The sequence below is a fragment of the Gordonibacter pamelaeae 7-10-1-b genome, assembly GCF_000210055.1.
GTDB lineage: Bacteria > Actinomycetota > Coriobacteriia > Coriobacteriales > Eggerthellaceae > Gordonibacter > Gordonibacter pamelaeae.
This window is the reverse complement of the sequence record NC_021021.1, coordinates 784,223-791,221: the sequence shown is the minus strand read 5'-3', so window position 1 is coordinate 791,221 and position 6,999 is coordinate 784,223. Positions and strand designations below refer to the sequence as shown.

7 protein-coding genes are annotated in these 6,999 nt (G+C 65.9%); 3 read left to right on the top strand and 4 right to left on the bottom strand.

Going from position 1 to position 6,999, the window contains the following annotated elements:
* The 3 genes from GPA_RS03760 to GPA_RS03750 all read right to left on the bottom strand — a co-directional run.
* Positions 1-538 (bottom strand): MFS transporter (locus tag GPA_RS03760; protein ID WP_041238996.1); only part of this gene is annotated, 538 nt, incomplete at its 3' end.
* Positions 539-688: 150 nt separating this feature from the next.
* A complete protein-coding gene (locus GPA_RS03755; RefSeq protein WP_015538982.1) occupies positions 689-1,492 on the bottom strand; it encodes a MerR family transcriptional regulator in 804 nt (267 codons plus the stop codon).
* A gap of 10 nt (positions 1,493-1,502) precedes the next feature.
* The gene (locus GPA_RS03750; RefSeq protein ID WP_015538981.1) at positions 1,503-2,162 is read right to left on the bottom strand and encodes an N-acetyltransferase; all 660 of its coding nucleotides are present in this window, start codon (positions 2,160-2,162) and stop codon (positions 1,503-1,505) included.
* A gap of 334 nt (positions 2,163-2,496) precedes the next feature.
* Here GPA_RS03750 and ptcA point away from each other — a divergent pair, with 334 nt between their 5' ends.
* The 3 genes from ptcA (at position 2,497) to aguA (ending at position 6,326) form a co-directional block, all read left to right on the top strand.
* Complete coding sequence (gene ptcA / locus GPA_RS03745; protein WP_015538980.1) at positions 2,497-3,528, top strand: putrescine carbamoyltransferase; 1,032 nt, start codon at positions 2,497-2,499, stop codon at positions 3,526-3,528.
* Between the two features lie 126 nt (positions 3,529-3,654).
* Positions 3,655-5,157: an APC family permease gene (locus tag GPA_RS03740; RefSeq protein WP_015538979.1), complete on the top strand. Its 1,503-nt coding sequence runs from the start codon at positions 3,655-3,657 to the stop codon at positions 5,155-5,157.
* A 53-nt stretch (positions 5,158-5,210) separates the two neighbouring features.
* Positions 5,211-6,326, top strand: coding sequence for an agmatine deiminase (gene aguA, locus GPA_RS03735; protein ID WP_015538978.1), 1,116 nt, complete (start codon positions 5,211-5,213; stop codon positions 6,324-6,326).
* 61 nt (positions 6,327-6,387) lie between these two features.
* On the opposite strand, the gene GPA_RS03730 is transcribed toward aguA, so the two are convergent.
* A partial coding sequence (locus GPA_RS03730; protein ID WP_156791126.1) for a C39 family peptidase occupies positions 6,388-6,999 on the bottom strand: 612 nt, incomplete at its 5' end.

Here is a 6,999-nt window from a genome sequence, read left to right as displayed (position 1 = left end):
AGAGCGCCGCGGTGAGCCACAGCGACGGCACGCCGCCCACCGCGCCGATGAGGAACGCCGCTGCGGCCGGCCCCACGATGGTGGTGAGCGAGTCGAGCGACTGCGTGAGCCCCATGAAGCGCTGGAGGTCGGCCTTGTCGCGGGCGACCACGGCGGGCAGCAGCGCGTCGCGCGCCGTCATGCCGGGGATGTCGCCCACGGCTCCCAGCAGGCCGAGCGCCACGAACCAGCCGAAGTTGAGGCCCCAGAGCATATCGACCACGGGGATGAGCGCCACGCTCGCGGCCGATACGAGGTCGGAGAGGATGGAGATGTCGCGGCGGTTGAAGCGGTCGAGGGCCGCGCCGCCCACCACGCCGATGACCATCTGGGGAACGGCGCAGATGAGCGCGAGCGTGCCGGCGGCCAGCGCGTCGCCGGTGGTGGCCAGCAGGATAAGCGGCAGCGCCACGGCGGCTATGGAGTTGCCGAGGAGCGAGAGCGCGTTCGATGCCAAGAAGCGTGGCGCGATGCGGGCCGGGTGCGGGTTCGTGTGCATGGGGAGTTCCTTTCTGTTCCGTCAGAAAGGAAGTTAAAACTACGACGTTGCGTCGGGGTCAAGCGGGATATGGGGGAATTGTGCAGGAGCCCCGCTCTTGCGAGCGAACGGATCAAACGGCAAAAGGTCGCTTTTCGGCACGTTGGATCGTTAGTCTTCTTGGAGGGCGAGGATGCGGGCTTTCATCTCCTCTTCCAGGCGATCTTCCGCGTAGATTTGGGCGGGGTTCAGGCCCTTGCGCATGAGCTCGTCGACGAAGCGCTCCATCTCGACGTCTTCCGGGCTCGTCACGTCTTCCCAGTTGGCCGAATTGAAACAGGTGATAACTGGGTCGATCAGCTCGAGCGCTTCCTCGACGAAGCGGTCGAGCTCCTCCTGCGGCGTGTCGGCCGACAGCTCGTCGAATCGATCGCTCATCTCCTTCATCTGCTCGAATAATCCGAGTTGATGGATTCCCTCCATTACGCGTTCAAGTTCGGCGGTGTCCGACTCGGTGTAGAGGTGCCCGGTGATGAGCAGGGCTTCGCGCTCGCCACTGGTGATGGCGCATTCTTTGTAGTCGATGAGGGTCCTCACCACTTGGGCGAACCGCACCGGCAGGTCGGGGTCGAGGCGTTCGGACTTCAACAGGGCGATCGTGCGGCGTTGCTCCTGCAATCGCTCTATCTGCAGCTCGAGTTCGCGGTCGAGCTCGTCCAGCGCGTCGCTGGCCCCCGCACCGGCGTTGTCGGGCGGGTGCGCGTCCATCTGCTCGATCACCTCGCCGATGCGGTCGAGCGAGAAACCGAGCGACGCGAGCCTTTTCACGCGCAGGAGGCGCGCGAGATCTTCCGCGCCGTAGTCGCGGTAGCCGTTCTCGCCGCGTGGCGGTTCGGGCAGCAACCCGATGGCGTGGTAGTGGCGCAGCGTGCGCACCGTGCATCCGGCGAGCCGTGCGATCTCGCTCGATTTCATGACGAGCCTCCTATGCGCGGGGTTCGCGCACCATGAGGCGCTCGACCAGGTCGAAGCCCGGCGCGCTTTTGCGGTCTACCGTGCGGAAGCCGTAATGGCTGTACAGGCTCTCCAACCGGTTGGTGTAGCAGTCCAGGCAGCAGCGCAGGCCGCGCCGGTCGGCTTCGTCCAGAAACGGCGTGAACAGGCGGCGGAACGCTCCGGTGCCTCGGCTGGCGGGGTCGACTCCTACCGAGATGAAGTAGATGAAGTCCTCGTCGGCCTTCGCATGGGCGAGGGGCCAGTTCGTGTCCGAAAGCGGCTCCATCGCCTCGGCGCGCGGGTCGAGCAACGCCGCCTCCTGCGGCGTGAGCGACGCGGCCATGCGCCGCCCCGATTCCTCCTCCAAAGGCTCCCATCCGCCCTCGGGCAGCTCGCTGCGCAAGAAGGCGTTCACCGCCCCCGCGCGGTCGTCCAGCGTGAACACGCAGCCGTAGGGCGCGGTGACGGCGTAGTCGGCACGGATGACGGCCTGCGTGATGGCCAGCTTGCGCCCTTCGGAGATGTTGGGAACGTCGAGCCAGGTGGCGTACCACATCTCCTCGCGAAAGCACGTGCCCACCATGGCTGCGAGGGCGTCCAGCTCGTCGGTTTGATCGGGGTGCACGGTGATGAGGCCGGGCAGGTTCATGGCGAGTTCCTTCGTCGTGGTTCGGTTTCGGTTCGCCGTCGATTCTCGCACGACTCTCCTCCTCTGTCGAGCCGTGTCTCTGGGCGGCTTCCCGCTGACGCCCAAGGCGCGGCCGTGCTGGCAATCCGGCCGTGCCGTTTCTTTCAGGCTGGGTCTGGCACGCTTGGTTTCGGCGACAAGCATGCAAGCCGGCTCGCCATCTGCGCAACGTCTGGTTGATTGCGCGGCAACGGCGGTGTTGCAAACGGGGGAGGCTCCCCGGAGGGCGGTGCGCCGTCCGGCAGAATCGTCCCTGTTCTCAATAGACCATTCGGCTTGAAGGAGGCCCGTCGCGATGACTGCCAAAGATTTTCTCGACACCAACGATTTCACCAAAGACCAGCTGCTCGACATGATCGAGCTTTCCCGCGTGCTCAAGCGCTGCGTGAAGGCCGGCTACTTCCCCGAGCTTTTGAGGCACAAGGCGCTCGGCATGATATTCCAGCAGGTGTCCACCCGCACGCGCCTGTCGTTCGAGGGCGCGATGGCCGACCTCGGCGGCGACGCGCAGTTCTACGCGCCCGGCACCATCCAGCTGGGCGGCCACGAGACCATCGAGGACTCCGCGCGCGTGATGGGGCGCCTCCTGGACGTCATCATGGCACGCGTCGATCGTCATGAGGATATCGTAGAGCTGGCGAAGTACGCGCAGGTGCCCGTGATAAACGGCATGTCCGACTACAACCACCCCACGCAGGAGATGGGCGACCTCCTCACCATGATCGAGCACCTGCCCGAGGGCAAGCGCATCGAGAACTGCAAGATGGTGTTCGTGGGTGACGCCACGCAGGTGTGCGTGTCCGAGATGTTCATCTGCTCGAAGATGGGCATGGACTTCGTGCAGTACGGCCCCGAGGGGCACCAGATCCGCGAGGACCTGCTGGCCATCGGCCGCAAGAACTGCGAGGAGTCCGGCGGCAGCGTCACCGTCACCGACAACCGCGAGGAAGCCATGCGCGATGCCGACTTCGTGTACACCGACGTGTGGTACGGCCTGTACGACAAGGAGCTGTCGAAGGACGAGCGCATGGCCATCTTCTATCCGACGTACCAGGTCACACCCGAGCTCATGGACATGGCCGCCCCGGATGCCAAGTTCATGCACTGCCTGCCCGCGTCCCGCGGCGAGGAGGTCACCGACGCGGTCATCGACGGCCCCCAGTCCATCTGCTGGGACGAGGCCGAGAACCGCAAGCACTCCATCCGCGGTCTGCTCGCGTGGTTCTGCCCGCAGGCCGAGGTTGACGAGCCCGAGGCCGATGACGCCCGCGAGCAGCTGAACTACCTGCTGGAGGGCTTAGGGAAGCAGGGGGTTCCGACGGCCTAACGGCCATCGAGACGGGTCGGCAAGCTGCGCCGCGAAGCAAGTTCCCGAAGAGGGCGGGCACCACGGCCGCCCTCGTAGGCTGACGAGCGCCAATCTGACCTCTGCGCTATCGAAAGAAGGAAACTTATGGCAAAGAACAAGAAATTCCGCCTTATCGACGCCATCCTGTCGGTCATCACGGTCGTGTTCGTGGCGGAGGCGGCGGCACCGGCCGCCGCTATCGGCAACTCGCAGTTCTTCTGGTGGATCTTCCTCATCATCGCGTTTTTGCTGCCGTACGGCCTGGTGGTGAGCGAGCTCGGCACCACCTACGACGACGAGGGCGGTTTGTACGACTGGGTGCGCCGCGCGTTCGGCGACAAGTGGGGCAGCCGCGTGAGCTGGTACTACTGGATCAACTTCCCGTTGTGGATGGCCTCGCTCGCGTTTTTGTTCCCCGAGACCATCGCCATGATCACGGGCATGGAGATAGGGCTGGTGCCGTCGCTCGTCATCGAGCTGGCGTTCATCTGGATCGTCGTGTTCCTAAGCTTCTCGAAGGTGTCGGACTCGGCGTGGATCCTCAACCTGGCGGCTGTGCTCAAGGTGGGCATCGCCGTGGTGGTGGGCGGTCTGGGCATCTGGTACGCCGTGAACTACGGCTTCGCGAACGACATGGCCCCGGCCACGTTCCTGCCGTCGCTCGATTCGAACAGCCTCACGTACCTGTCCATCATCCTGTTCAACTTCATGGGCTTCGAGGTCATCACCACCTACGTGGGCTCCATGGAGAACCCCAGCAAGCAAATTCCGAAGGCCATCATCGCCGGCGGCATCGCCATCGCGGCGCTGTACCTGTTCAGCTCGTTCGGCATCGCGGCGGCCATCCCGGCGCTCGACATCTCGCTGGACTCCGGCATCATGGACGCGGTGGGCATCATGGCCGGCGTGGGCAGCGTGCTGTTCATCGTGGTGGGCATCGTGTTCCTCATCACGCTGTTCGGCAACATGGTCAGCTGGTCGTTCGGCGTGAACTTCGTGGCCGAGCACGCCGCGCGCAAGCAGAACATGCCGCACGTGTTCGCGCACGAGAGCAAGAAGAACCAGATGCCCACCGGCGCCGCCATCGTCAACGGCATCGTGGCCAGCGTGCTCGTGCTGCTGTCGCCCGTGATGGAGCTGGCGGGCTTCGACGGCTTCTTCTGGATCTTCTTCTCCATGAACATCGTGTTCCTGCTGATCAGCTACATTCCCATGTTCCCGGCGTTTTTGAAGCTGCGCTCGGTCGACCCGACGGTGAACCGCGTGTTCAAGGTGCCGGGCGGGCGCGGCGTGCTGCTGGTGGTCACGTGGCTGCCCGTGGTGCTGCTCGTGTTGTCCATCATCGCCACCATCGTGCCGTTGAACGGCTCCGAGGCCGAGATGTCGAAGATCCCCATGCTCATCGGCGTGATAGCGTTCGTCATCCTGGGCGAGATCGTGCGCGTGTGGTCGGCCCGCGGGCGCGACGACCACTACGGCGGCATGGGCACGCACGGCGATCCGTTCGCCTACGATGTGGCGCACGGCTTCGAGGAGGAGCCCCCCTCCGAGGAGGTTGCCATGGAGGAGGAGATGCTCATCGGCCGCGAGCCGCGCGACCTGGTGTAGCGCTTCGTCCCTGCACCTGCTATGTTGTAACGACGTTCGAAAGGACCTGACCTATGGAAACCATTTACGAAGAGCAGTCAACCCCGAGGCAGGACGGCTACCGCATGCCCGGCGAGTTCGAGCCGCAGGAGCGCATCTGGATGCTCTGGCCGCACCGCCCCGACAACTGGCGTGACGGAGCGAAGCCTGCGCAGAAGGCGTTCGCGGAGGTGGCGCGCGCCATCGCACGCTTCGAGCCGGTCGTCATCGGCGCGAAGCCGGAGGACTACGAGGCCGCCCGCTTCGAGATGTCCGAGGACGAGAATGTCATGGTCATCGAGATGACCTCGGACGACTCGTGGATCCGCGACTGCGGCCCCACGTTCGTGAAGAACGACGACGGCGACGTGCGCGCGGTGCACTGGCACTTCAACGCCTGGGGCGGCCTGTACGACGGCCTGTACTTCCCCTGGGACCAGGACGCGCTCGTGGGCGTGAAGGTGGCCGACCTGGCGCGCGCCGTGCGCTACCGCCCCGACACGTTCGTGCTGGAGGGCGGTTCCATCCACGTGGACGGCGAGGGCACCGTCATCACCACCGAGATGTGCCTGCTGTCGCCGGGCCGCAACCCGGAGCTCTCGAAGGAGGACATCGAAGGCTACCTGCGCGAGTACCTGAACGTGGAAAAGGTCATCTGGATCAAGGACGGCATCGATCCCGACGAGACGAACGGCCACATCGACGACGTGGCGTGCTTCATCCGCCCCGGCGAGGTGGCCTGCATCTGGACCGATGACGAGGACAACCCGTTCTACGAGGCCGCCCACGCCGCCTACGACACGCTGTCGCAGGCCACCGACGCGAAGGGGCGCCAGCTGAAGGTGCACAAGCTCACCATGCCGAAGGTTCCCACCTACATGTCGCAGGAGGAGGTGGACGCCATCGACGTGGTGGAGGGCACGCTGCCGCGCACGACCGACGACTACGCCATCGCCTCGTACATGAACTTCCTCATCGTGAACGACGCCATCATCTTCCCGCAGTACGGCGACGAGTACGACGACCTGGCTTGCGAGCAGGTGCAGGCCATGTTCCCCGACCGCGAGATCGTGGGCGTCCCCACCCGCGAGATAGCCTACGGCGGCGGCAACATCCACTGCATCACCCAGCAGGAGCCCGCCCGCAGGTAGGTACCGCAGCCTGAAACGCCCGGCCGGCCCCGTCTGCCTCGTGCAGGCGGGGCCGGCGCCTTCAGCGCAGCACCACGGCCTGCGCGCCCAGGGCGTAGTAGCGGGCGGCGAACGTGGCCAGGGGGTAGGACACCTGGCCGGCCAGGGAGTCGCTGACCAGCACGGTGCCGGCGTCCAGGTCAAAGCCGCGCACCACCACGCAATGGCTGTTCGTGATCAGGTTGTACGTGCGGCCGCCTTCCTGGGCGGTGCGGTAGCACGCGCCGGGCTCGTCCAGGCCGATGGTGCACCATACGACGACGGGGTTGCCGGCAGCTGCCTGGGCGAGCACGTCGCGGAACGGCGCGCCCGTCAGGTCGGCCGCCTCGAGGTCGGACCCGTGGGCGGCCAGGTAGGCTGCCCACGGGTCCGCGATGGCAGGGGCCATGCAGGAGTGCCCGTCGGGCGAGGTGGGGTCGCCCATGAAGGCGTGCACGAAGTCGTCGGCGCCCGTGGGCAGCCACTCCTGGGCTATCTCGGTCTTCTGCAGGTCGAACCCGCAGGCCAGAAGCGCGTTGGTGAGCGCTACCGACTCGCAGCCGGTGGGGAGCTCGGGGTACTGCTGCAGGGCCGGCACGTCGAGGGACGCGCTGCGCGGGAGCTCGGCGGCGGCCTGCAGCTGGGCGGCCTCGGC